At 41.4% G+C, this 26471-nt stretch carries 24 protein-coding genes and 1 tRNA gene; 5 read left to right on the top strand and 20 right to left on the bottom strand.

Annotation, left to right across the window (positions count from 1 at the left end; translation table 11 throughout):
• Window positions 1-87: 87 nt before the first annotated feature.
• From L3V38_RS01940 to L3V38_RS01865, 16 genes are all read right to left on the bottom strand, one after another.
• Entirely contained in the window at window positions 88-420 is a 333-nt protein-coding gene (locus L3V38_RS01940) for a Na+/H+ antiporter subunit G (protein WP_062569833.1), read from the bottom strand.
• A gap of 8 nt (window positions 421-428) precedes the next feature.
• The gene (locus L3V38_RS01935) at window positions 429-698 is read right to left on the bottom strand and encodes a K+/H+ antiporter subunit F (RefSeq protein ID WP_062569832.1); all 270 of its coding nucleotides are present in this window, start codon (window positions 696-698) and stop codon (window positions 429-431) included.
• Window positions 692-1228 carry a Na+/H+ antiporter subunit E gene (locus L3V38_RS01930; RefSeq protein WP_237118204.1) on the bottom strand — a complete coding sequence of 179 codons (537 nt, stop codon included), beginning with the start codon at window positions 1226-1228 and terminating at the stop codon, window positions 692-694. Before L3V38_RS01930 ends, L3V38_RS01935 begins: the two co-directional genes overlap by 7 nt.
• Entirely contained in the window at window positions 1229-2746 is a 1518-nt protein-coding gene (locus tag L3V38_RS01925; protein ID WP_237118203.1) for a monovalent cation/H+ antiporter subunit D, read from the bottom strand. It lies immediately after the preceding gene.
• Window positions 2743-3087: a Na+/H+ antiporter subunit C gene (locus L3V38_RS01920; protein WP_062569829.1), complete on the bottom strand. Its 345-nt coding sequence runs from the start codon at window positions 3085-3087 to the stop codon at window positions 2743-2745. The genes L3V38_RS01925 and L3V38_RS01920 overlap by 4 nt, the downstream gene beginning before the upstream one ends.
• Window positions 3087-5879 carry a monovalent cation/H+ antiporter subunit A gene (locus L3V38_RS01915; RefSeq protein WP_237118202.1) on the bottom strand — a complete coding sequence of 931 codons (2793 nt, stop codon included), beginning with the start codon at window positions 5877-5879 and terminating at the stop codon, window positions 3087-3089. The genes L3V38_RS01920 and L3V38_RS01915 overlap by 1 nt, the downstream gene beginning before the upstream one ends.
• Before the next feature lie 212 nt (window positions 5880-6091).
• The gene (locus tag L3V38_RS01910) at window positions 6092-7294 is read right to left on the bottom strand and encodes a hypothetical protein (protein ID WP_237118201.1); all 1203 of its coding nucleotides are present in this window, start codon (window positions 7292-7294) and stop codon (window positions 6092-6094) included.
• The gene (gene nlpI, locus L3V38_RS01905; protein WP_130150555.1) at window positions 7278-8156 is read right to left on the bottom strand and encodes a lipoprotein NlpI; all 879 of its coding nucleotides are present in this window, start codon (window positions 8154-8156) and stop codon (window positions 7278-7280) included. Before nlpI ends, L3V38_RS01910 begins: the two co-directional genes overlap by 17 nt.
• Window positions 8157-8284: 128 nt before the next feature.
• Entirely contained in the window at window positions 8285-10417 is a 2133-nt protein-coding gene (gene pnp, locus L3V38_RS01900; protein WP_237118200.1) for a polyribonucleotide nucleotidyltransferase, read from the bottom strand.
• Between the two features lie 242 nt (window positions 10418-10659).
• Window positions 10660-10929, bottom strand: a complete 270-nt coding sequence (rpsO, locus tag L3V38_RS01895) for a 30S ribosomal protein S15 (RefSeq protein WP_054553172.1) — start codon at window positions 10927-10929, stop codon at window positions 10660-10662.
• 110 nt (window positions 10930-11039) lie between these two features.
• Window positions 11040-11984 carry a tRNA pseudouridine(55) synthase TruB gene (gene truB / locus L3V38_RS01890; protein WP_063706762.1) on the bottom strand — a complete coding sequence of 315 codons (945 nt, stop codon included), beginning with the start codon at window positions 11982-11984 and terminating at the stop codon, window positions 11040-11042.
• Window positions 11984-12388: a 30S ribosome-binding factor RbfA gene (rbfA, locus tag L3V38_RS01885; RefSeq protein WP_054553174.1), complete on the bottom strand. Its 405-nt coding sequence runs from the start codon at window positions 12386-12388 to the stop codon at window positions 11984-11986. The genes truB and rbfA overlap by 1 nt, the downstream gene beginning before the upstream one ends.
• 110 nt (window positions 12389-12498) lie before the next feature.
• Entirely contained in the window at window positions 12499-15153 is a 2655-nt protein-coding gene (gene infB / locus L3V38_RS01880) for a translation initiation factor IF-2 (protein WP_237118199.1), read from the bottom strand.
• 25 nt (window positions 15154-15178) lie between these two features.
• A complete protein-coding gene (gene nusA / locus L3V38_RS01875; RefSeq protein ID WP_130150551.1) occupies window positions 15179-16678 on the bottom strand; it encodes a transcription termination factor NusA in 1500 nt (499 codons plus the stop codon).
• Window positions 16679-16716: 38 nt separating this feature from the next.
• On the bottom strand, window positions 16717-17172 hold the full coding sequence (gene rimP, locus L3V38_RS01870; protein ID WP_062569821.1) for a ribosome maturation factor RimP: 456 nt from the start codon (window positions 17170-17172) through the stop codon (window positions 16717-16719).
• Between the two features lie 310 nt (window positions 17173-17482).
• A tRNA-Met gene (locus tag L3V38_RS01865) sits at window positions 17483-17559 on the bottom strand.
• A gap of 243 nt (window positions 17560-17802) precedes the next feature.
• Between L3V38_RS01865 and L3V38_RS01860 the strand changes: the two genes are divergently transcribed.
• Window positions 17803-18264 carry a hypothetical protein gene (locus L3V38_RS01860; RefSeq protein ID WP_237118198.1) on the top strand — a complete coding sequence of 154 codons (462 nt, stop codon included), beginning with the start codon at window positions 17803-17805 and terminating at the stop codon, window positions 18262-18264.
• Here the strand turns inward: L3V38_RS01860 and L3V38_RS01855 are convergent.
• Complete coding sequence (locus L3V38_RS01855) at window positions 18259-19032, bottom strand: DUF4124 domain-containing protein (RefSeq protein WP_237118197.1); 774 nt, start codon at window positions 19030-19032, stop codon at window positions 18259-18261. The two genes, L3V38_RS01860 and L3V38_RS01855, sit on opposite strands and share 6 nt — an antisense overlap.
• Window positions 19033-19146: 114 nt before the next feature.
• On the opposite strand from L3V38_RS01855, the gene L3V38_RS01850 reads away from it, so the two are divergent.
• Window positions 19147-20700 carry a cryptochrome/photolyase family protein gene (locus L3V38_RS01850; RefSeq protein ID WP_237118748.1) on the top strand — a complete coding sequence of 518 codons (1554 nt, stop codon included), beginning with the start codon at window positions 19147-19149 and terminating at the stop codon, window positions 20698-20700.
• 60 nt (window positions 20701-20760) lie between these two features.
• On the opposite strand, the gene L3V38_RS01845 is transcribed toward L3V38_RS01850, so the two are convergent.
• A complete protein-coding gene (locus L3V38_RS01845; protein WP_237118196.1) occupies window positions 20761-21207 on the bottom strand; it encodes an Hsp20 family protein in 447 nt (148 codons plus the stop codon).
• Between the two features lie 269 nt (window positions 21208-21476).
• Between L3V38_RS01845 and L3V38_RS01840 the strand changes: the two genes are divergently transcribed.
• From L3V38_RS01840 to L3V38_RS01830, 3 genes are all read left to right on the top strand, one after another.
• Window positions 21477-21995, top strand: coding sequence for a TlpA disulfide reductase family protein (locus L3V38_RS01840; RefSeq protein WP_237118195.1), 519 nt, complete (start codon window positions 21477-21479; stop codon window positions 21993-21995).
• A gap of 118 nt (window positions 21996-22113) precedes the next feature.
• Window positions 22114-22377: a GrxA family glutaredoxin gene (locus tag L3V38_RS01835; RefSeq protein ID WP_062569816.1), complete on the top strand. Its 264-nt coding sequence runs from the start codon at window positions 22114-22116 to the stop codon at window positions 22375-22377.
• 147 nt (window positions 22378-22524) lie between these two features.
• Complete coding sequence (locus tag L3V38_RS01830; protein ID WP_237118194.1) at window positions 22525-24336, top strand: DEAD/DEAH box helicase; 1812 nt, start codon at window positions 22525-22527, stop codon at window positions 24334-24336.
• A 148-nt stretch (window positions 24337-24484) separates the two neighbouring features.
• On the opposite strand, the gene L3V38_RS01825 is transcribed toward L3V38_RS01830, so the two are convergent.
• On the bottom strand, window positions 24485-26044 hold the full coding sequence (locus tag L3V38_RS01825; RefSeq protein WP_237118193.1) for an AbgT family transporter: 1560 nt from the start codon (window positions 26042-26044) through the stop codon (window positions 24485-24487).
• 149 nt (window positions 26045-26193) lie between these two features.
• Entirely contained in the window at window positions 26194-26469 is a 276-nt protein-coding gene (locus L3V38_RS01820; protein WP_062569812.1) for a YfcL family protein, read from the bottom strand.
• Between the last annotated feature and the right edge of the window lie 2 nt (window positions 26470-26471).

Here is a 26471-nt window from a genome sequence, read left to right as displayed (position 1 = left end):
TAGTGTGCTAAATGACGGGGCATTCTATGCGATCTGCCCGTGCAATAAAAGCCACGAGCGCAGATCACATATTATAAATACTACAGACTAATCCTCTTCGATGTTGTCTTGGCCCTTGGTGCCCTCTTTTGCGCGCAATTTATGGTGAATAGCCGATTTAATCAGCATGTAACCACTGATAGGTGCTGTAATGAGCAAAAAGATAGAAATAAGAATTTCTTTTACACTTACACCATCGTGTGTGAAAGTAAAATAAACCATCGCCGCTATTAACAGTGAGGCCATCCCCAGTGTCGTCGCTTTGGTAGGCCCATGCAGGCGCATAAAAAAATCAGGCATCTTAACCAAACCGATCGAGCCTATCAGAATAAAGCAACCACCAATTAACAATAAGATTGAAACAACCCATTCACTCATCATTTGTTACCTTATTCAATAATATCGCCGCGTAGCAAGTATTTACATACAGCTACCGTACTCACAAAGCCAAGCATCGCAATTAATAAAGCCGCTTCAAAATACAAGTCTGTGTCCATGCTCATACCGTAAAGAATGATCAATGCAATGGTATTTATAAACATGGTATCAAGCGCTAAAATGCGATCTGGAACTGAAGGCCCAATAATAAGGCGCCATAAGTTCAATAAAAGTGAAATGGCAATCATCCCATACACAATGAGGAATACCGTATCTAGCATCGGAAAATCTCCTTAAGCGGGGCTTCGTAACGCTGTTTAATCGTCTTAATAAGTTCAGCTTCATCAGCTAAATCCAGCACATGAATTAGCAAATAACGTTGGTCTATTTCTTCACCTTCTGCAAGCGACTCAGGAATTGGATACACCTCAGCACTGACCGTGCCAGGCGTTAATGATACTGTACTTGCTAATATCGTAATTGGCATATCATGACTTAAATCAAGTGGCACCTTAACAAAGCCTGGGCGTAGCTTTTTAGTTGGCCCAAGGATCAGTAAAGCAACCTGCAAGTTAGCCGTTACAATATCGTACAAGACTAACAATAAATGCCTAAATGCGAGGCTAGGTCGAACAATTAACGGCTGTGGATCACGAAATGGAAAGGTGATCCATGGAATTGTAATTGCAAAGAGTGCAGCAAGCAGTAGATGCCCAGGCGACACACTATTGTTGAGTAATAACCACACTACGAAGAGTAAAACACTGCGAAACGGAGTGGGTAGCCAACGAAAACGAGCTTCTAAACGCATTTAGCGGCCTCCCTGTAGTACATTATTAATACTGCTGTTGATATCGAACAATTGCTCAGATGTCGCAAGCATAAAATCTGAAATTGGACCGGCAAAAATGACCATCAAAGGAGAGCAAACTAACAATAGTAACATCGCCGTGACTTTTAATGGGTGTGCCTTTATACCTTCGACAGCTTCACTTTCTTTGAACTTTCGGTCCCAAAAAAGGCTTGTGCCAGCACGAGAAATAGCAACCAATAAGGCTAAACTTGAAAGTAAGTAAATTGGCCAAAACACCATGCCCTTCTCACTATCTAAGGTACTTTTTAGAATCCAAATTTTACCTACAAAACCAGATAGTGGAGGCATACCTACCACCGTCAATGCAGCAATTACAAAGCTAATTCCTAATAAAAAAGGTTGTGCAACAGCACGCCCTGCAACAAGACGATCGGCCACTTTTCCACGCTGATGCGCAATCAAATCAGCAAGTAAAAAGAGCACGGCACAAACAATCGTTGAATGAACTAAGTAGTAAAGTAACGCCGCAGTCGCTGCTACATTCTGAATAGCGACTAAGGCAACCAATGTACCCACTGATACGATCACTAAGTTTGCAATTAGCTTTCTAAAATCTTGGCTTGCAAGAACGCCTATCGACCCCAGAATGATGGTCGCCAATGCAAGTCCCCATAACCAAGGTTGTGCCATGTGTGCAAGCTCCCCCGCGTTATCACCAAAGATAACGGTGTACACACGAAGCATGGCATACACACCCACCTTAGTCATGATCGCAAATAAAGCTGCAACAACAGGGGTGGCACTTGCGTAGGTATTTGGTAGCCACAAATGTAGCGGTAACAACGCACCTTTAAGGGCGAAAACGACTATTAGTAGTAAACCACCGATTTTAGCTAAATAAACATCGTCACCTGTTAACTGAGGTACTTTCTGGGCTAAATCAGCAATATTTAAAGTACCCACTACGCCATATAAAACACCAAGGGCAATTAGAAATACACTCGAGCCAATCAGATTTAGAATCACATACTGTAGAGCTGCACGAGTGCTGTGCTTGTCTCCGCCATGCATCAATAATGAATAAGATGCGATTAGCAATACTTCGAAAAATACGAATAGGTTAAATACATCTCCAGTTAAAAATGCACCGTTTACGCCTAAAATTAAGAAGTGAACAAGAGGGTGAAAGAAGCTTCCTTTTTTATCATCACCTGCGCAGCTATATAGCACAACAACCGCACCTAGTAAGCTTGTTAACACTACTAGTAAAGTCGCGAGCCTATCAGCAACCAATACAATACCAAAAGGAGCCGACCAGCCGCCGATGGCGTATACCATGGGTGCCGTACTATTTACATGAAGTAGTAAAAATGCACTAACAGCAAGGGTTATAATTGACATTAATACCGACATCACACGGCGAATATGAAGATTCTTACCGCATGGAGGCATGAGTAAAATAATGCCTGTCAGCATGGGAATTAAAATAGGTAAAGAAGCTAAATGCTGAATCATTTTCGCTCCTTTGAAGACTTAACTAAATGTCCATCAACATGATCATTACCCAAATCGGCACGACCACGAATTGACAAAATAACGACAAAAGCGGTCATTGCAAAACCGATTACAATAGCCGTTAACACTAAAGCTTGAGGGAGTGGATCTGCATACTCACTGGCACTGCCCAAAACCGCCGCTTTATTAATTGTTAATCGTCCTGATGAAAACAAGAATAGGTTTACCGCATAAGACAGCATGGTTAAACCTAACACGACCGGAAAGGTTCGCGCTCTTAAAATTAAATAAATGCCGCATGCAACCAGCACGCCCACGCATGATGCGTACAATACTTCCATTAAATATTTACCTCTTGCTTGGGTGTATTAGCCGTTAGTTTTCCTAAACTAGCTAAAATCATCAGCGTTGCACCTACAACAGTTAAATACACACCTAAATCAAATACGATAGCACTGGCAAGCTCTGTTTTGCCAACTAACGGTATATCAAAATAATCAAACCACGTTGTTAAGAATGGACGACCAAATGCCCAGCTTCCAACACCTGTGAATAAAGCGATAGCAATGCCCGATGCGATAATCTTACGGTAATTCACATCAAACCGCTCTGCTATCCAATTAGAGCCATTCGCCATGTACTGTAGTATAAATGCAATGGCTGTGACTAAGCCTGCAATAAATCCACCGCCTGGTAAATTGTGGCCTCGTAAAAAGATATATGCAGAAACTAACAGTGCCAAAGGTAATAAGCTTTGTGAAATACTTGCAAGAAGAATTGGATAACGCTCTCTCGCCCACGGACGCCCCTCACTATCACTTGCAGGCATAAATAAAGGTAAATTGATAAGCAATTTATAAATACCTAATGCGGCTATACCTAAAACGGTGATTTCACCTAAGGTATCAAAACCCCTAAAGTCGACTAGAATAACGTTCACCACGTTTGTACCACCACCGCCAGTTTTAGCATTGGCAACAAAGAAGTCAGAAATTGACTCAAGTGGTCTTGTTAATAGCGCATAACAAATACTCGCAACAACCACACCTATAGCCGACGAAACCCCCAGATCACGTAAAATACGTAATGAGCTTGACTCTTTTGGAGTACGCTGTGGTAAGAAGAATAGTGCTAGCATCAGTAGCATTACAGTGACAACTTCAACCGTTAACTGAGTCAGTGCTAAATCTGGCGCAGAGAATCGGGTGAAAGCAACGGACACCATCAGGCCTACGATTGAAATCATGATTAAAGATATCATCCGTGAACGATGCCAAAATACGGTTGCTAATGCACCAATAATCAACAAGCCTGCGCCAATGGCATTATGAAAATCAATGGGCGTTAGCTCACTGGCACCAGCAAGTTGACGCATTTCAAACAAAGGCCATCCAGCGCACAGTAAAACAACCGTAATCATGACAAAAGCGTAGCGTTGCAACGAGCCATTTTCGATATGGTTTATCTGCTCTTGTGACCACTTGATCACACGATATAACCCACCCTCAAAACCTTTTTTCGCACTGATTGTTGGCAGTGATGCTTGGAACTGGAACAAATACTTACGCTGTACATAAATCAGTATCCCGCAGCACGTTGCAATAAAGCTCATTAACAGAGGTAAGTTAAATCCATGCCAAACAGATAATTTATAATCTGGTGCAGCATCACCCAGTACAGCGTAGGATGCTGAGGCCAAAATATCACTGACGGCAAAGTGAGGGAACATACCAACCAATAAACACAATACCACTAAAATTTCGATTGGTACGCGCATGTAGCGCGGCGGTTCGTGGGGCTCTTTTGGTAAATCAATCGGATCACCATTGAAGAAAACATCATGTATAAAACGTGCTGAGTACGCTACAGACAAGGCACCCGCTAAAGTTGCTAATACAGGAATAAGCCAAGACATAGAGCCTAGTACTTGCTGGTGTAAGGTTTCAGCAAAAAACATTTCTTTTGATAAGAAACCATTTAATAGAGGCACCCCTGCCATAGAAGCTGCGGCCACCATAGCAAGTGTTGCTGTATATGGCATAAAACGCCACATCCCATTTAACTTACGCATATCACGGGTGCCAGTTTCATGGTCAATAATCCCCGTAGCCATAAACAATGACGCTTTAAATATCGCGTGGTTAATAATATGGAAAATAGCTGCCACAGTTGCAAGTTCGGTATCTAAACCTAATAGCAAAGTAATTAGACCTAAGTGACTGATGGTAGAGTAAGCAAGCAGTCCTTTTAAGTCATGTTTAAATAACGCAATGTAAGCACCTACAAGTAAAGTCGATAAACCCGTCATCGCAACTAAAATAAACCACGTATCCGTACCTGATAGTGCAGGATAGAATCGCGCAAGCAAAAATATACCGGCTTTAACCATGGTTGCTGAGTGTAAGTATGCACTAACGGGTGTCGGTGCAGCCATAGCATGAGGTAGCCAGAAATGAAAAGGAAACTGCGCAGACTTAGTAAATGCACCTAATAATACAAGTACCAGACCAACTTCATATAAGTCGTGTGATTGAATTAATGCCTTACTAGCAAGAATAACATCAAGGTTATAGCTACCAACGATATCACCAATTAAAAGTAAACCCGCTAATAACGCAAGACCGCCCGCTCCCGTAATTGCTAGCGCCATTCTTGCACCTTTACGCGCTTCTGACTTATGCCACCAATAACTAATTAATAAGAACGAGCTAATACTTGTTAATTCCCAAAATAGCCATAGTTGAATGACATTGTTAGACATCACAATGCCAACCATGGCCGTCATAAATAGCATAAGGTAACAATATAACTTGGGCAGCGAATCGTTATTACTTAAGTAATAGCGTGCATAGAAAATGACTAAGGTACCAATACCCAAAATCATATAAAGGAATAATAAACTTAACCCGTCAAGTCGAAATGAGACTTGCATATTCAACAGTGGGATCCACTCTGCTGTATAGCGGATAGTTTCACCAGAAAAAACGGCTGGTGTATAGGAAAATACGATTCCAAGAGCAATCAAAGGCGCTAACATGGTCAAAGCAGTACTTTGATTACGTGTTAGTTTTGAAGTGCAGGATGAAATAACACTGCCAATCAAGGATAACAGGGGTATCCAGAGCAAAGTCATAATAAGGAGCCTTTTAGTGTCATAAGAATATCAATACCGCTGCTAGTTATAATTAGTTGCGTACTGTTCATTTGGATGGTTAAAAGTTGGCTTCAAAAAAAGCTTACAATGCGTATAGTTATACTGATTGGGTGCTATTTTGTCTATAGGAGACACACCTATTCGGCCAACTTTTAACCACTTTACGTATTAAAATAGCAATAAATAAGCGATTAGTCAGAAAATTCTTTAGAGCTTAAAGCTGTTGTTATTACAGGCTTTACACCAATAAAGGCAAAATAATCAGCGTACCTTACTGGCTTTGTTAAGGGGGAGTTAATTTGTTTTAACCAAAGTTGGCGATATTGTTCAGATAATCCCACCTTTTGGTATTGCATTATTGACCAATTAAAACTGGGTTTATAAGCCATTTGGTTTTTGCAAGCCACGCTTTTCTGCCATCCACTTGGCGGCAAACTGTTAGTTGCAATAAATAAATTAGGTGCCACTAGCCCTTCTTGCTGGCACAGCCATTGCTGTTTTTTTTCTGGCAATGGGTATTCATCCTCAAAACCATTAAAGTGCATTAGCTCATGCAAAAATACTGCGTATGATTGGGATGAATTAATATGCATAATACCACCTTGTACGTTTGCACTCCCCTCTTTCGACATCATGACAATAAAGTCAAAACCAGCTGGCCATGTGTGGTTTTCTGCTTTTCTCCAGTCACATTGCAATGCGTTATTATTTTCCTCGCAGCGATATTGATTGCCTACATAAACAACATCGCTAAAACAAAAGCTATTAATAGCAGGCTCTGGACTAGACTGATATTGGCCTTTAAAAGATTGTAAAGCAGCAATACCATCTTTATGGTCCGCCATCATTAACACATTAAAATGACATATTGGATTGGTTGTAACAGCGTCTAACGACAAGGAAAAATTATGTAAATTGGCATACTCGGTTGTTATTTTGGTGGTGGGCATGCTTTGTTGTAAAAACCATGTTTGCTTAGCATCGCCATCAGGTAATCGATTTGTCTTCCATAATGACTCGAGAGCACTCCACTGCTCGTTTATGACTAATTGCTTTGCGAGGTTTTGCTGCTGTTTCAAGTCAAATGAGTCAAACTGTGTTTGCCACCACAATTGCGCCGCAGAAAAATTACCTTGCTGTAAAAAACGTAAAGCTAGCTGGTATTTGGCATCTGTGTTATCAAACTCAGCCAAATGACGAAGTTGCGAAGTACTAAGTCTAGCTAATTGTGTATTAACAACATGAGGCGCTAAATAATAAATAGCTGCTGTTTGGGAAGGTGCTTTGCCAATATAATAAAGATAAGACGGTGAAAAGTAGGATACTGAGCTTGAAAGTCCGCACAAACTCAGTAATAACCCTACTAACAAGTATTGATTAGCTCGCGTCTTCACCAGCCATTAACTCAAGCTCTAAACGTGCGTACTTATACTCAACAAACTCATGCACATTAGTAGAAAGGGCTAATCGAAAGTAATCAGCAGCGAGGTATTTATCACCCGCAGCTTGATGTAATTTAGCTAAATAAAAATAGGCTTCACATAAACGATGAGCATACTCTTGCTCTGACGTTACACCTTCGATAATACCCGATAAAAATTCAAATTCGCTAATATCGCCCAAATAAAGTGCTAAAAGTTGATAACCCCATTGCGACTCATCAACCCCTTGTGCATTCGCTTTAAGATCAATCAACGCTTGCTCTTTATTTGCTTCAGCTTGGGCGAGATACAACCAAAGCACACGATAAGGATCACTCGGCGCTCGATTTAGAAACTGTTGTAAATCATCTGCAGCCAGTAATGGACGTTCACCATAATAAAGCGCAATACCACGGTTTAAATAGGCATATTCGTGCTGCTCATTTAATTCAAGTGCTGAATCAAAAAACTCATACGCTTGCTCGTATTGCTGCATCAGTGTGTGGTGAATACCCAAAAAATTATAGACTTCAGCAAGATCTGGTTTAAGCTTTATAGCACGATTAAAGTCTATTCGTGCCAATGTTGACATCCCTAAGCTATCAAATAACACACCGCGATCGTAATATAGTTTTGCTTGTTGCTCAGGGCTTAAATCTGTTCGGCTCAATAACTCAGAATAGCGAGCAATCGTAATTTCGTTGCGAAAATCAGAGGCCAACGGTGCCGTGAACGGCACATTTACGATAGGCAAAGACTCAGATTGTGACGTTGTTTGACATGCACTTAGAGAAAAAAGAGCCACGGCGGTCAATGCTAAGTGTTTAAAATTCATTAAAATCCTTAATACCTGAAGAATGCTCTGTAGACAAAGTCGAAGCTGATAGGTTTCATTAAAGCATAAAAAAAGGGGCTAAACAGCCCCTTTTTCTGATATCCAGCAAATTACTGGTTATTCAATCATTATTCAGCGTCTTTTGGCTCTTCTGCTTTTTCTTCAGCAGCTGGTTCCATCGCTTCTTTAATGCTTAGACGTACACGACCTTGGCGATCTACTTCAAGAACTTTAACTTTAACCTCTTGGCCTTCGCTTAGGTGGTCAGTTACGTTGTTAACACGCTCTGTACTGATTTGTGAAATGTGCACTAGACCGTCTTTACCTGGAAGGATATTAACGAACGCACCAAAATCAACGATACGTACAACTTTACCCGTGTAGATAGTACCTACTTCTAGCTCAGCAGTTAGTTGCTCGATACGCTTGATAGCATCGTTTGCACTCATGCCGTCAGTTGCAGCGATCTTGATTGTACCGTCATCTTCGATTTCGATCGTTGTGCCAGTCTCTTCAGTAAGTTGACGGATAGTTGCGCCACCTTTACCGATAACTTCAGCAATTTTCTTCGCAGGGATTTGCATTGTGTAGATGCGTGGTGCGAATTGAGATAGCTCTTCAGAAGGAGCAGAAATCGCTTCGTCCATTACACCTAAGATGTGTAGACGTGCAGCTTTCGCTTGTTTAAGCGCGATTTGCATGATTTCTTTAGTGATACCTTCGATCTTGATATCCATTTGTAGCGCAGTGATACCGTTTGAAGTACCCGCTACTTTAAAGTCCATGTCACCTAAGTGATCTTCATCACCTAAGATATCAGAAAGAACAACGAAATCTTCGCCTTCTTTTACTAGACCCATCGCAATACCAGCAACAGATGCTTTAATTGGTACACCGGCATTCATAAGTGCTAGTGATGTACCACATACTGATGCCATAGACGATGAACCGTTTGATTCAGTGATTTCTGATACTACACGGATTGAGTATGGGAAGTCAGTAAGTGTAGGTAGTACCGCAGCGATACCACGCTTAGCTAGGTTACCGTGACCAATTTCACGACGCTTAGGAGAGCCTACAAAACCTGTTTCACCCACGCAGAACGGAGGGAAGTTGTAGTGAAGCATGAAGTGATGCTTGTTAGTACCTGTTAAGTCGTCGATTAACTGTGAATCACGCTCAGTACCAAGCGTTGCAGTCACAAGTGCTTGTGTCTCACCACGCGTGAAGATTGCAGAACCGTGAGTACGTGGTAACACACCCGTCATTACGTCTAGTGCACGAACCATATCCGGTTCACGACCATCGATACGTTTTTCACCAGCGATGATACGGCCACGAACGATTTCTTTTTCTAAAGAACCGAATAGTTTACCAACTTCTTGCGTATCTAGCTCTTCGCCTTCAGCAAGTTCAGCTGTTAATGTAGCAACTACTTCTTCTTTCGCTACACCTAGTGCTTCTTTACGCGCTACTTTGTCAGTGATGCGGTATGCTTCACCTACTTTTTCAGCAGCGATTGCAGAGATTTTCTCAGCAAGTGTGATGTTTTTCTCTGGTGCAGTCCAATCCCAAGCTGGTTTACCCGCTTCAGCTTTGAATTCGTTGATTGCGTTGATGATAGCTTGAGATTGCTCATGACCATAAACAACCGCACCTAACATCACGTCTTCAGATAGTGTTTCAGCTTCTGATTCAACCATAAGTACTGCGTTATCAGTACCAGCAACAACTAGGTCTAATTGGCTTTCTTCAAGCTCAGCTAGTGTTGGGTTAAGTACGTATTCACCGTTGATGAAACCAACACGCGATGCACCGATAGGACCATTGAATGGAATACCAGAGATAGCAAGTGCTGCTGAAGTACCAATCATAGCAACCATGTCAGGTTGGATTTCTGGGTTAACAGAAACAACTGTCGCGATTACTTGTACTTCGTTTACGAAACCGTCTGGGAAAAGTGGACGGATTGGACGGTCGATTAGACGCGCGATAAGCGTTTCGCCATCGTTAGGACGACCTTCACGCTTAAGGAAACCACCTGGGATACGACCCGCAGCGTACATACGCTCTTGGTAGTTAACTGTTAGTGGGAAGAAGTCTTGACCTGGTTGTGCATCACGCTTACCAACAACAGTAACTAATACTGAAGTATCGCCAATGCTTGCTAGTACTGCGCCGTCAGCTTGACGAGCGATAGCACCTGTTTCTAGCGTCACTGTATGTTGACCTAGTTGAAATTCTTTAATAATTGCTTGCACTTAAAAATGTCCTTTAAATGTAAAAGCAACTCAGAGCAGTGCTCCGAATTGGTAAAAAATAGTCCATCAAAGTACCAATTACAGTACTTAATTAAACTTAAGAAAAATCAATTAAGTACTACAATTGGCAATGATGTTTTTTGATATCTAGGAAGCATCCACTCCCTAGGTGTGCGCTAGTATACCTTTCATACGCGCACAAAAAAAGGGGCTAAATAGCCCCTTTTCTCGTAATCTAGTTCTTAGCGACGTAGGCCAAGCTCTTGGATTAACGCAGTGTAACGTGCAATGTCTTTACCTTTAAGGTAGTCAAGCAGTTTACGGCGTTGGCTTACTTTGCGAAGAAGACCACGACGTGAGTGGAAGTCGTGCTTGTGGCTAGCAAAGTGACCTTGAAGCTTGTTGATATCGAAAGTTAGAAGTGCAACTTGTACTTCAGGTGAACCAGTGTCGCCTTCAGCGCGTGCAAATTTAGCGATGATTTCAACTTTTTCTTGATTGCTTAGTGACATAGTAACTCCAAAAATTAATTTAAATTGTGTTTTAGCCGATCACTAATTCAGCCAAAACGATTGAGCGGGGCGTATTCTACCCAGCTTTACTAATAACTACAAGGTAATCTTTACTCAGGCAGTTGATTTGATAAGCCACGCTTTGATTTTAAGTGGCCGTCTTTATGACGCTCACCGGTACCAATGAACACCCCATCAGCCATTACTTTTACCACTCCATCGGGTACGGGCTTACCGATAACCACGGTTTGACCATGACTAAATGCTACGCCCTGCTCTTGGGTAATCTCGATCACTGGTAGGTCAACCAAAGCAGTATCCATTGGCAGTAGTAGCTCATCGAGGTAGCTTGAAGGCGCAACATCATCTGCTTTTGCTTGCTGTAGCTTTTCTTCAAGTTGCTCAAGCGTAACCATTTTCTCACTTGGATAATGACCAACTGCACTGCGATGTAACATGATGACATGCGCACCACAGCCGAGCTTTTCACCTAAGTCGTCAACAATAGTACGAATATAAGTGCCTTTAGACACATGTGCCGTCATTTGTACTTCGTTATTCGCTTCATCAAACTCATCAAGCGTTAAACTAAATACATTAATTTTTCGACACTTACGCGGCACTTCAATACCTTCGCGGGCATATTTATACAAAGGCTGACCTTGGTATTTTAGCGCAGAGTACATCGAAGGGTATTGATCCGACTCACCTAAGAAACTGGCAATTTGCTCAGCTAATTGTTCACGCGTGACCGATACTTCGCGCGTTTCAACCACTTCACCATCTGAATCAGAGGTCGTGGTTCGCTCACCAAGTTTGGCGCGTACAACATAGGTTTTATCGGTATCAAGCAAGAACTGGGTAAACTTAGTCGCTTCACCAAAACAAATAGGCAGCATACCTGTGGCGAGCGGATCAAGCGCACCGGTGTGGCCTGCTTTTTGCGCAAAGTAAATGCCCTTTGCTTGCTGCAATGCTTTGTTTGATGAAATACCTTGCGGCTTATTAAGTAATAAGATGCCGTCAATAGCACGACCTTTACTGCGTCTAGCCATTAGTCTTTAGTGCCTTCTTCGCTGTCATCTTCGTCTACATGCTTGGCATTGTCTTCACGAATAACTGAGTCAACCAAGTTTGAAATACGCATACCTTCCATAAGCGAGTTATCGATCACAAAACGTAACTCAGGCATGATGCGCGCACGAATACGTTTACCTAATAAAGAACGAATATAACCCGTTGCTTCATTTAAGATTTTAGCGCTTTGCTTGGCTTTATCTTCATCATCAGTGTTGAATACTGTGATAAATACTTTTGCGTAAGATAAGTCGCGAGATACCTCAACCGCAGACACTGTCACCATGCCTAAGCGTGGATCTTTGATTTCGCGTTGAAGAATAACAGCAATCTCTTTTTGAATTTGCTGTGCAACACGATCAGTGCGAGAAAATTCTCTCATTTCATTTCACTCTAAAATAATAACTTATTGATGTTAAAGAATAAGTTAATTTAATTACGAATACACAAATGGGGGCTAGGCCCCCATTTAAAGCAATAACTTAAACGAAATTAAAGTGAACGTTGTACTTCAACCGTCTCGAATACCTCGATTTGGTCGCCAACTTTAACATCGTTGTAGTTCTTAACGCCGATACCACATTCCATACCGTTACGTACTTCTTGAACGTCATCTTTAAAGCGACGTAGTGACTCAAGTTCACCTTCATAGATAACCACGTTATCACGAAGTACACGGATAGGCGCGCTACGCTTAACGATACCTTCAGTAACCATACAACCTGCGATTGCACCAATCTTAGGTGACTTGAACACGTCACGAACTTCAGCAAGACCAATGATCTCTTGCTTGAATTCTGGTGCAAGCATACCTGACATCGCTTGTTTAACTTCTTCAATCAGGCTGTAGATTACGCTGTAGTAACGTAAGTCTAAGTTTTCTGACTCAATTACTTTACGAGCTGATGCATCAGCACGTACGTTAAAGCCAACAACGATTGCGTTTGACGCCGCTGCAAGCGTTGCATCAGTTTCAGTGATACCACCTACACCTGAACCAACAATCTTCACTTTAACTTCATCGGTAGAAAGCTTAGTTAATGAATCAGCGATTGCTTCAATTGAACCTTGTACGTCAGCTTTAAGAACGATGTTAACTTCTGATACATCGCCTTCAGCCATGTTCGTAAACATGTTTTCAAGCTTCGCTTTTTGTTGACGAGCAAGCTTCACTTCACGGAACTTACCTTGACGGTAAAGTGCTACTTCACGCGCTTTACGCTCATCTTTAACTACTGTTGCTTCATCACCCGCAGCAGGGATACCAGATAGACCTAAAATCTCAACTGGGATAGATGGACCCGCAGACTTGATGTCTTTACCGTTCTCATCTTTCATCGCACGTACACGGCCATATTCAAGACCACACAGAACGATATCACCTTGATTCAGTGTACCAGATTGTACAAGAATAGATGCAACTGGACCACGACCTTTATCTAGACGTGATTCAATTACAACGCCCGCCGCCATACCTTCTGCAGGCGCAGTAAGCTCAAGAAGCTCTGCTTGCATTAGTACTGCTTCAAGTAGGTCATCAATACCTAAACCTGTTTTTGCAGAAATATGTACAAACTGTGTATCACCACCCCACTCTTCAGGGATTACGTCAAGTTGAGCTAGCTCATTCTTAACGCGATCTGGGTCGATACCTTCTTTATCCATCTTATTTACTGCGATAATTAAAGGAACGCCAGCAGCACGGGCGTGCTGAACCGCTTCTTTAGTTTGTGGCATTACACCATCATCCGCAGCAACAACAAGGATTACGATATCCGTTGCTTTTGCACCACGCGCACGCATTGATGTAAACGCGGCGTGACCTGGCGTATCTAAGAAGGTAATCATGTTACCGTTAGTTTCAACGTGGTATGCACCAATATGCTGGGTAATACCACCCGCCTCACCAGATGCAACTTTTGCTGAACGAATATAGTCAAGTGTTGACGTTTTACCGTGGTCAACGTGACCCATTACGGTTACAACTGGAGCACGAGGTACAGCTGTACCTTCTTCGCTACGGTCGTTAAGTACTTTCTCTTCTAATTCGTTTTCTTTAACGATGATAACCTTGTGGCCCATTTCTTCAGCAACAAGTTGTGCTGTTTCTTGGTCAATCACTTGGTTGATGGTAACCATGTCACCCATCTTCATCATTGTTTTAACAACTTCAGCACCTTTAACAGCCATACGAGATGCAAGTTCAGCAACGGTGATTGTTTCACTAATACGTACTTCGTTTTTAACATCTGCAGTTGGCTTTTGGAAACCATGCTGTAGTGAAGTTGGTGCTTTTAATTTGCCTTTTTTACCCTTAGGTAAAGGAGCCTTCTCTTTTTGAGGTCCTTTTTTCTTTTTCTTACGACGAGCACTTTGCTCTTCACGTGCATCAGATTCATCTTCTGCTTCACGCGCGTAAGTTGAAGTCGTAAGGTGGTGATCAGCGTTTTCTTCACGCTGCTTACGCTCTTCTTCTTCTTTCTTCCAGCGAGCTTCATTTTCTTCAGCTAGCTTTCTTGCCTCTTCTGCTTGACGTTTCGCTTCTTCTTCAGCTTTTCTCAATGCGGCCTCTTCTGCTTCTTTTTGCAGACGCTCAGCTTCGGCACGATCTTTTTCAGACTTAGCACTTTGCTCTGGGGTCATCTGCTTTTGTTTCGCTTTACGCTCAGCTTCAGCTTTGCGTTTAGCCTCTTCTTTGGCTTTACGCTCAGCTTCTTCTTTTGCTTTACGTTCTGCCTCTTGTTTCGCTTTAAGTTCTTCAGCTTCTTGCTGGGCTTTAAGCTCTGCTGCCTTACGGGCAGCTTCTTCTGCAGCTAAACGCTCTTCTTCTTGCTGTTGCTCAACGGCGCTTTTCTTTACGTAGGTACGCGTTTTACGTACTTCTACTTGGACTGACTTCGCTTTACCTGTAGAGCCAGTTACACTTAACGTGCTTTTGCTCTTACGTTGCAAAGTCATGCGAGCAGGGCCTTCCGAGCCCGTGCCACCATGCTGCTTACTCAGGTGATCAAGTAACGTTGACTTCTCAGTTTCTGTTACCATATCACCTGCTTGTTTTTTGATACCGGCTTGCTCAAGCTGCTGCAATAATTTATCAACAGTTGTACCAATATCTCCGGCTAGTTTTTCAACATTTACTTCTGCCATAGTGTGTAATACCTCCGTTAATAAATTACTCGTCTGCGAACCAACAAATGTTACGCGCAGCCATAATAAGCTTGCCAGCTTCTTCTTCTGAAAGGTCAGTGATATCCACTAACTCATCAATACCTTGCTCAGCTAAGTCTTCAAGTGTTATTACACCTTTACTTGCCATTACAAATGCAAGGTGACGCTCTAGACCTTCAAGTGCTAGTAAATCCTCTGCAGGCTCTGCACCATCAAGGCTTTCTTCTGTCTTAAGCGCTTTTGTTGTTAATGCGTCTTTTGCACGAGAACGTAAAATATCAACCGTTTCTTCATCTAAACCGTCAATTTCTAAGAATTCAGATGCTGGAACATAGGCAACTTCTTCAAGTGTTGAGAAACCTTCGTTGATAAGTAGGGTTGCAAACTCATCATCGATATCGAGGTACTCAGTGAATAAGTTGATCAGCTTGTCTGATTCAGCTTCGTTCTTCGCACGCATGTCATCAACAGTCATAACGTTTAATTCCCAACCAGTTAACTGGCTAGCAAGGCGAACGTTTTGACCATTACGACCAATTGCTTGTGCTAGGTTATCGGCTTCTACAGCGATATCCATTGAATGTGTATCTTCGTCCATCACGATAGATGCCACTTCTGCTGGCGCCATTGCATTGATAACGAATTGCGCAGGGTTGTCATCGTAAAGAACGATATCAACACGCTCACCACCAAGCTCAGTTGACACGGCTTGTACACGTGCACCACGCATACCAACACACGCACCTACAGGGTCGATACGTTTATCGTTAGATTTTACTGCAATCTTTGCACGCGAACCTGGATCACGTGCTGCGGCACGTAATTCAATCATTTCTTCGCCGATCTCAGGTACCTCAATACGGAAAAGCTCCATCAGCATTTCAGGCTTAGAACGCGTTACAAATAACTGCGCGCCACGTGCTTCTGGTTTAACTTCGTAAAGTAAACCACGAATACGGTCACCTGGACGGAAGTTTTCACGCGGTAACATGTCATCACGGTAGATAACCGCTTCAGCATTGTTACCAAGGTCAAGTACAATAGCGTCACGGGTTGCTTTTTTAACAACACCAGTTACTAACTCACCTTGTTGATCTTTATATTCTTCAACAACTAGCGCACGTTCAGCTTCACGTACTTTTTGTACGATAACTTGTTTTGCCATTTGCGTTGTAATGCGGTCGAACTTGATTGACTCAATCTGCTCTTCAACGTAATCACCTAGTTGTAACTCAGGATCTTCAACTTGTGCCGCTTCTAACGTAATTTCGCTGTAAGGATGTTCTAACGAACCGTCTTCTTGAACTTCTGCAATTTTCCAGCGACGGAACGTGTCATAATCACCTGTTTTACGATCGATTGATACGCGAACATCAATTTCGCCATCGTGTTTTTTCTTTGTCGCAGTCGCTAATGCGAACTCTAACGCTTCAAAAATCTTTTCTTTTGGAACCGCTTTCTCATTGGAGACGGCTTCAGCAACCAATAATATTTCTTTTGCCATGGGTTATGCCTCGCTTGCCCTATTCCTTCGCACTCGAATTAAAACTTTGCGATGATGTTCGCACGTTCAATGTTACTTAGCATAATCATATGCTCAGTGCCATCTGCCGAAAGTGTGATCATATCACTGCTAACTGATACTAAATCGCCTTTAAAATTACGGCGACCATCTTGCGGAAGCTTAGTACGCACGCGTACTTCTTCTCCTTGCGCCTTCTCGTAGTGATCTTGTTTGAATAATGGACGATCAACACCAGGAGACGAAACTTCCAAATCATATTCGTTTGTAATCGGGTCTTCTACGTCTAAAATCGCGCTAACTTGACGACTTACATCGGCACAATTATCAACCGTAATCCCTGCATCGTGATCAATGTAAACACGTAATGTAGAGTGGCGACCAGCTTGCACAAACTCAAGACCATGTAACTCAAAACCTAACATTTCTACAGCTGGTGAGAGCATGGTTACTAAATCTTGCTCAAGTTTTGTCACGAAAATCCTCCATACAAACAAAAAAAGGGCATATAGCCCTGAAATACTGAGTTTAATAATGATTTATACCACTGGGGTATTAAGTAAATCATGCTAGACCAGATACAACAACGCCCCGAACCAAGCGGGGCGTCACACCTAAAGCATAAAACTGTGTGGCCTAGGGCCAAGCTTGGTTGCGAGTCATTTATCTGACTAAATTAAACTAGATAGCCTAAACGCAAAACGCGCATTACCCAGAATGCGCGACTTCAATACAGTAAAATAACTTACTGTGTATGTTTATCACATTGCTGTGTAAACACTGAATTGGTTGCGGGAGCCGGATTTGAACCGACGACCTTCGGGTTATGAGCCCGACGAGCTACCAGGCTGCTCCATCCCGCGCCAATGGATATTAAAGCTAATTGCTAAATATCGCAGTTTGAGTGACAAGCACCTCAAATCAATGGCGGCTATTATAAGCACGTAGCGCTCAATTAGCAACCTCATTGGGTGAATTAGTTAGACTATTTTGTAGATAAAAACATTATGACAGCCCTGTCATTAATTTCCTATTTTCGAGAAAAATGGTCTATAGTTGGTATTATAATAAGAAAAACTATAGCGAGTGCTATTAAGCGATAATTAATGAGTCTATCTATTTTTCAAAAAAAGCTTTTACAACAAAATGTTGAGCTGATAAAACCGGATTTTCATCAATTTACAAAGACATTTCATACGTTAATAAATGAGAAGCCATTGCAAATGACAATTCCAAGTCAAGAAAGCATTAATCAGCAAAGCTACATTTTATATTGTGCACTTAATAAGGTAATAAATCATTTAGATGATTTACCCCTTGTGATTCCATTTATTCACTATATGGCAAACAATCTCAGCTTTTTAAACGTTAATTGTACTGACATTGACTTACTTTGCGATGCCTTTTGGGACACACTTCAAAAACAATCAATTAAAATGAACAGTCACCTATGTCAGGCATGGTCACAGGCGATACTTATATTTAAGAATATCGTAAAAAGTTATCTTTTTTCATATAGTAATGTTGTTTCTTTAGCGCAAAAACAAGCAACACAGTTAAGCTCATAATTGCCCTAACTCAGTGTTTAGCCTATCAATCTGGCGTTGTTCAACCGCAATTAGGGTATCAAACTTACTCGTAACAGCAGTCATTTTTTCAGACAATGCTTCGTCAGCACTCACGCCTGTCAAATTTACAGCACGAGGACGGGTTTGTTGTTCAAGTTGACTCAGCTGGCTGTTTAGCTGTGCATAGAGTGTGTCAATCTTGTTTTGATGCTCAGTGATTTCTCGTTTTATTTGCTGTGTTCGAATAAAACTATCAACCTCTGCATCTACAGTTTGATCACTTTTTGCTAGAAGCGTCGCTTTTTCAGTATTTAGTCTATCGATACCTCGCTGTTCATTATCGATAAGTAATTTGTAGCGCTGAGATGTAGCAGTCATTTGCTTTGCAATTGCAGCTACTTTTTTATTCCCCACTACATTATTCAATTGTGCGTCAGCTTGTTTACTTAAGCTGGCAATATCATTATCTAAGCGTTGGGTTAAAGTGTCTATTTTGTTGTGGTGCTGTTGAATTTCGGCATCAATTTGCTTTACTCGGATATAGCTATCTACACCAGAATCAGGCTTTACAGGTGCTGATTCAAATACATCAGAAACATGCGGATTTTGCTCTTTAATGATTACTAATCGAGCGTCCTTTCCACATGGTTGCTGGCTAAACTCAACCACGCCGTTTTTTTCACACTGGTAAACCGTCGCGTTTACTACATTCGTAAACATTAAATACGCACAACTTAAAAATATCACTGTTTTAAACTGAATTTGCATGCCATCACCCTTTTAGAGTTTAGTTCCTTATATTAACACACTAATTAATTTCACGATCTATATCTGCATTTACTTCGTATCGATTTATTTAGTCACAAGTCAGTTAGGTTTACTATAGTGCAATACTCAACTTTACGGTTTATTTTTGGCGACCAACTCAACGCCAGTCATAGTTGGTTTAAAGAAGACGATCAGCAAGATGTGTTGTATGTATTGGCCGAACTAAAACAAGAAACCGACTATGTAAAACATCACCTACAAAAGATTGCGGCTTTTTTTGCTGCTATGGAAAACTTTGCTTGTGCATTAAAAAAAGCAGGATTTAATGTACTTCATCTTACCCTTGATGAAACCTCTGACAGTTCTTCGCTACCTACCCTGTTGACTAATTTGGCTAAACAATATCATTGCCAAACTATTGAGTATCAATTTCCTGATGAATATCGACTAAAACAGCAACTACTCGATTATACAAAACAAACCTCACTTAAGGTAAATGCGTACGATACAGAACACTTTTTGCTACCGTTTAATGAAATACCTCAATATTTCAAAAAAGATAAACATGTAAAAATGGAGTTTTTCTATCGAGCCATGCGTAAGCGCTTTAACATTTTAATGGATAAGAATAATGAACCACTTGATGGGCAATGGAATTTTGATCAGCAAAACAGAAATAAGTTAAAACAAAGCGATCTAAAAGATATACCTGAACCTTTGTGCTTTTGCCATGATGTGAGTGATATTCTAAAGCGTATAAAAAAACATAAAATAAATACTTTTGGAGAGTGTAACGAAACCCTAATCTGGCCAACTACGCGCTCGGAAGCAAAACAATTACTCGATTTTTTCTGTAAACACTTACTTATTCACTTTGGCCAGTTTCAAGACGCCATGACATGTCAATCAGACTATCAATGGTCTTTGTATCACAGCCGTTTATCATTCGCGCTTAATACCAAAATGCTGCACCCGATGCAGGTCATTGAGCAAGTTTTAAATAGCTTTAAAAAACAACATATCGATATTACACAAGTAGAAGGTTTTATTAGGCAGATTCTTGGTTGGCGTGAATATGTTCGCGGTATTTATTGGCAAAATATGCCTGATTACGCGAGTAAAAATACCCTGAATGCCAAACGTACCCTACCCGACTATTTTTGGCACGGCAAAACGAACATGAATTGTATGCACCATGCCATTACACAAAGTTTGCAAACGGCCTATGCGCATCACATTCAACGTTTAATGATCACCGGTAACTTTTGCCTGCTAACTGCGATTGAGCCAAATGAGGTCGATGCTTGGTATTTAGGGATTTATATCGATGCTATCGAATGGGTGGAAATGCCGAACACGCGTGGCATGAGTCAGTTCGCAGATGGAGGATTAATCGCCACTAAACCCTATGCTGCCAGTGGTAATTACATCAATAAAATGAGTGATTACTGCAAGCATTGTAGCTACAACGTTAAAGAAAAAGAAACTGATGACGCATGTCCATTTAACAGTTTATATTGGCACTTTATGTTAGAGCACGAACAACAGCTATCGCAAAACCCTCGTATTGGAATGATTTACAACAATTGGTATAAACAAGATGAGTCACTTAAGCAAGCAACGTTAAAACGTGCTAAGTGGTGCTTAGATAATTTAGAAAAACTATAACAAAAAAAGCCGCCTCAAATGAGGCGGCAAAACTAACTAGGGAAACAATGCTGGTCGGTATTACTTGTTCTCGAGTAATTTACCATTACCGATTTCGATTTTACGTGGTTTTAAGGCTTCAGGGATTTCACGTTGTAAATCGATACTGAGTAAACCATTTTCAAGGTCTGCACCCAGCACTTTGACGTGGTCACCTAATTGGAATTTACGCTCAAAGTTACGCTCTGCTATGCCTTGATGAATGAATTTACGCTCCGCATTATCTTCTTTATCAGCTTTAGTGCCGCTGACTTTTAGGGTGTTGTTTTCTGACTCAATGGTCAATTCACTGTCACTAAAACCGGCTACAGCCATAGTGATACGATATTTGTCTTTATCGAGTGCTTCGATATTGTACGGAGGAAAACTTGGCTGCTTGTCGGTACGTGCTGCCGCATCCATTAATGACGCTAAATGATCGAAGCCGATGAATGAACGATAAAGTGGTGATAAGTCTACTGTACGCATAATTATATCCTCATATTTAAGCGATATTTTGTTAGTGTTCTTCGTTTGAACAAACGCTAACAAAGTTAAATTAACATTATAAATTTCAATTACTTTAGTTGGTTTGGGACCCATCAGGCGTCCTCACTAAACTATTTATGGGCGGGTAAATTCTTTTCAAGATTTTTTAGTAAAAAAAATTAGTGTTTTTTCTAATAAGTGAAATTTAAAAAGCCTAAAATTGGTCCGAATAGGTTGATTTTAAAAGGCTAAGAACGTACAAGGTGAGAATGAAAAAAAATCCTACTTTTTTAAAAAAATTTATCAGGGTGATGAAAACTGCTGTGTTGATGGCTGTCGTTTTTTATGTTGTGACGACATTTCAGCAACGTAACTTACTCTCAACAGATAAAACACCCGCACCTTATTTTAATTTAGCCACACTCGAAGACCCAACTGAGCGCATCAGTATTGCACAGTTACAAGGTAAACAAACCGTGGTGTACTTTTTTGCCCCTTGGTGCTCAATTTGTCGCTACAGCATGCCAAATTTAGAAACAGCCCATCAACAAGGTAAGCTAAATGCGATAGCGATCGCTCTTGATTATCAAAATATTGATGAAATAAAGCAGTTTACTGACTCATTACAGTTAACCATGCCGGTACTACTGGGCAGTCGAAACACAGGTAAAGATTATAAAGTGTCTGCTTACCCCACCTATTATGTGATTGATGAGCAACTGACCATTACAGCACGTTCTATGGGTTACTCAACCGAACTAGGCTTACGCTTGCGAACACTTGAGTAGTTAAATTATTTATAAAGAGAAAAAACAGAACAGTACAATCGATTTTATGCACTGTTTTTATTCATCTAATTCGTTAAGATGATAACCAGACAAACACATTCACATCGAGGAGAGCGATATGTTAACTGTAATTTTTGGCCGTGAAGGCTGCCCTTTTTGCGTCCGTGCTAAAGACGTTGCTGAGAAACTAGCAAATGAGCGTGACGATTTTAAATACCGTTATATCGACATAATCAAAGAAGGTATCAGCAAAGCTGATTTAGAACAGTCTGCTGGCAAACCTTGCCCAACCGTACCACAGATTTTTATTGACCAAGCCCACATTGGTGGCTTCACTGAATTCGAAGCATACGCTAAAGAAAATTTAGGGTTATATCAATAAATTGTAAACATGGTTGATTTTGGCAAATTTAAACTGATTAAATTATGACCAACATCAACCACATACAAATTAGTTGTAATTTATACAAGCAATTGCCTTGTATTTCCTATACAATGCGCGCCTCTTTAAATTCGTTGAGGCGTATTAATGTCAGAACCAGTCACGTTTGAATCTCTAAATCTTTCTCCTGCAATCCTTAAAGCAGTTGAAGAGTTGGGTTACAAGACTCCATCTGAAATCCAAGCTCAATGTATACCGTTATTGCTAGAAAGAAAGGACGTACTGGGACTAGCGCAAACGGGTACAGGTAAAACAGCAGCATTTGCACTGCCATTACTAAATAATATTGACCCGTCTGTGAAACAGCCACAGATCCTTGTTTTAACGCCTACGCGTGAACTTGCGATCCAAGTAGCTGAGGCATTCGAACAATATGCTAAGCATACTCGTGGAGTTGAAGTTTTAGCCCTTTATGGTGGCCAAAGCTACAGCATCCAATTAAGTGCACTTCGTCGTGGCGCGCAAATTATTGTTGCAACGCCAGGTCGCTTAATCGACCACATTAACCGTGGTACAATCAAGTTTGAGAGCTTACAAGCCCTTGTTCTTGATGAAGCAGACGAAATGTTACGCATGGGCTTTATCGATGATGTTGAGAACATCATGGAAAAAACACCGCGTGAAAAGCAAACATGTCTTTTCTCTGCAACCATGCCTAAGCAAATCCAAAATATCAGCAGCAAATATATGAATGAGCCTGAGCAAGTTCATATCTCTGCACGTAACTCGACTGTATCAACGGTTGAGCAAGTATTTTGGAATGCGCACGTACATAAAAACAAAGCTATCGTTCGCTTTTTAGAAGCTGAACAATATGATGGTGCAATTGTTTTCGTACGTACACGTAACGACACTGTACAATTAGCTGAATTACTTGAGCGCGAAGGTTTCTCTGCGGCACCACTTAATGGTGACATGAACCAACAGGCACGTGAACGCACAGTAGACCGCTTGAAAAACGGCCTAGTTGATATTGTTATTGCAACAGACGTTGCAGCACGTGGTCTTGATGTAGACCGTTTAAGCTTAGTAATCAACTATGATATTCCACAAGACTCAGAAGCCTACGTTCACCGTATTGGTCGTACTGGTCGTGCGGGTCGTACAGGTAAAGCAATTCTTTTCGTAAAACATAACGAGCGTTATTTACTTAAAAATATCATTCGCCATACGAAGTCTGAAATTGCACAAGTTGATTTACCAACAGCAAAAGTAGTTGAAGAAAAGCGTATTAAAGCGCTACAAGACAAACTCACTATTGCGCTTGAAAACAAAGACATCACTTTCTTTAACCAAGTTGCCGCTAATATGGCAGAAAAACTTGAGCTAAGCTTTGAAGACTTAGCAGGTGCATTACTTTGTTTAGCACAGCAACAATCACCAATCAAAGTTGAAGAAGTTAAAATTCAACCGCGTGGTGAACGTAACGAGCGTCGTCGCAACGAACGTGGTGATCGTGGTGACCGTCAAGGACGTGAGCGTAAACCTCGTGAGCCGCGTGAGCGTAATAGCCGTAACATGGGCCCTATGGATACTTACCGTATCGAAGTAGGTCGTGAGCACGGTGTGCAAGTTAAGAACATTGTAGGCGCGATTGCTAACGAAGCTGATATTTCAAGTAAGTTCATTGGTGATATCCGCTTACACGACAGTCACAGTACTGTTCAATTACCACAGAATATGCCAAAAGACGTGTTAGACCATTTCCAAAAGGTATTTATCTGTAAACGTCCTATGAATATGACGCTAACGCAAGACCAAGGTCCTGCAGCTCCTCGCTCTGAACGCCCCAGCGGTGATCGTGGTGATAAAAAGCGCAGCTTCAAAGACAAAGATCGTGGTGAAAAACGTGGCGGCCCACGTAAAGAGCGCCGTCCAGTGAGCTTCACATCTAACTAATAGAGCAGTAAGCTTTAAGTAAAAACCTTGTCATGAAAGTGACAAGGTTTTTTTGTGTCTGCAGTAAAGCTGTGAGCCGTGATTGGCATTAACCTTAGATCTTTTTAAAGCCTCAGCTTGGATTGCTGAGGCTTAGTTACTTTAATCGTTATGAGCCGACAGCTGGGTATACATAACTCGACTGTAAGCCAAGTGGGATGCCTAAGCCCCAATACGCCAGTAAGAAGATGCTCCAACCGATTAAGAATGCAATTGAATAAGGCAGCATCATAGCAATGAGCGTACCGATGCCAGTATCCTTAACATACTTTTGGCAGTAAACCACCACAAGCGGGAAGTAAGGCATCAGTGGGGTGATGATATTAGAGCTTGAGTCACCTACCCTATAAGCCGCTTGCGAAAGATCGGGAGAAATTCCTAACTGCATCAGCATGGGTACAAAGATTGGCCCTAATAACGCCCACTTTGCAGAACTAGAACCTACGAACAAGTTTACAAATGCTGTTAAAAAGATAATACCAATCACGGTGACAGAGCTAGGTAATGCCATCGCTTTAAGTAATTGCGCCCCTTCAATAGCAAGTAATGCACCTAAGTTTGATTTACTAAATGCCGCAATAAATAGCGCACAGAAAAATGCCATAACAATATAGTAAGCCATACCACCCATAGCCTTACTCATCGCATCTATCATATCTTTTGAGCTTTTAAACGTACCAACCACAAAGCCATATACTGCACCTGGGATCCAGAACAATAAGAAGATGAGCGGTACAATAGATTGCATTAAAGGCGAGCGGAAGTTAGTTAATGAACCATCTGGGCTACGTAGAGCAGAATCAGCAGGGGCAGATACAAACCAAAGTAAAGCAAGGCCTGCAATCATTACAGAGCTTGCAATATAAAATGCACGTTTTTCATCGCTACGTGCTTCATCAAACGCTGGTAAGTCTTCAGTGTCACCATCAAGTGGGGTATTTTGCAAACGCGGTTCAATGATTTTATCTGTGATGTACCAACCTAGTAAGATAATAAATAAGCTTGAAGCTGAGGTGAAAAACCAGTTATTAAGTGGGTTAATCGCCATATCAGGGTTAATAATTTGCGCCGCGCTTTGCGTAAAGCTTTGCAGTAACGGATCAATGCCTGATGGAATAAAGTTCGCACTAAAGCCACCACTTACCCCAGCAAACGCGGCAGCAATACCAGCTAGCGGATGACGCCCCATCGCATAGAAAATAACCCCAGCGAGCGGAATCACTAACACATAACCGGCATCAGTTGCGGTATGGCTAACAATCGCCACTAAAATAATAGACGGGGTTAAAAGCTGCTTAGGCGTTACTTTTAACATTAATTTAAGGCCGGTATTGATAAAGCCTGAGTGCTCAGCAACACCAACACCTAACATAGCAACCAGCACTACACCTAGCGGCGCAAAGCCAGTGAAGGTTTTCACCATCGAAGATAAGAAGGTGGCAAGGGAGTCACCCGCTAAAAGATTATGTACAACGATAGCTTCGCCAGTACGTGGGTCAATAGCGTCAAATGTCATGCCTGAAAACAGCCATGACAATAACCAAATAAGCAGCATAGCCACTAAGAAGATTATGGCTGGATCAGGAAGTTTGTTCCCAACCCTTTCTATTGTATTTAAAAAACGTGCGATTGCACCACTTTGTGCCTGCACATTATTATTGTTATTCATTTTTTTATTCCCTAGAAAAACGTCTTGCTAACCTTATCGTATCTCTACAACAAGGTAAATTTTAAGTTAATAAAATTACCCTTATTAGGTAAACGGATTATATGAAAAAGCGGCAAAAAAGCCGCTCATATTCTTTTGATAGACACTTACTAAGCCAGTGACTTTACTTCATCCCATAGGCGAACCACTAATGCTTTATCGTCTTCATTAAGCTCACCATTGCGATACGCCTTTACGAGGCTTGACTCTACTTGGCTGTTTAATTCTTCAGTCGTCAGATTAAGCTCTTCAACTTGGGCATAACCAACGGCTAAATCAAAGTGGCCACGTAAATAACCACCAGCAAATAGCTCATCGTCGGTTGCTTTATCAACCAAATCATCAAAATATTGCTGCGCTGCATCAATATAACTTACTAAACTCATTG

Source organism: Pseudoalteromonas sp. L1, assembly GCF_021728095.1.
In the GTDB taxonomy this organism is placed as follows: domain Bacteria; phylum Pseudomonadota; class Gammaproteobacteria; order Enterobacterales; family Alteromonadaceae; genus Pseudoalteromonas.
The sequence above is the reverse complement of the archived record's forward strand: the minus strand, read 5'-3'. Positions and strand labels throughout refer to the sequence as shown.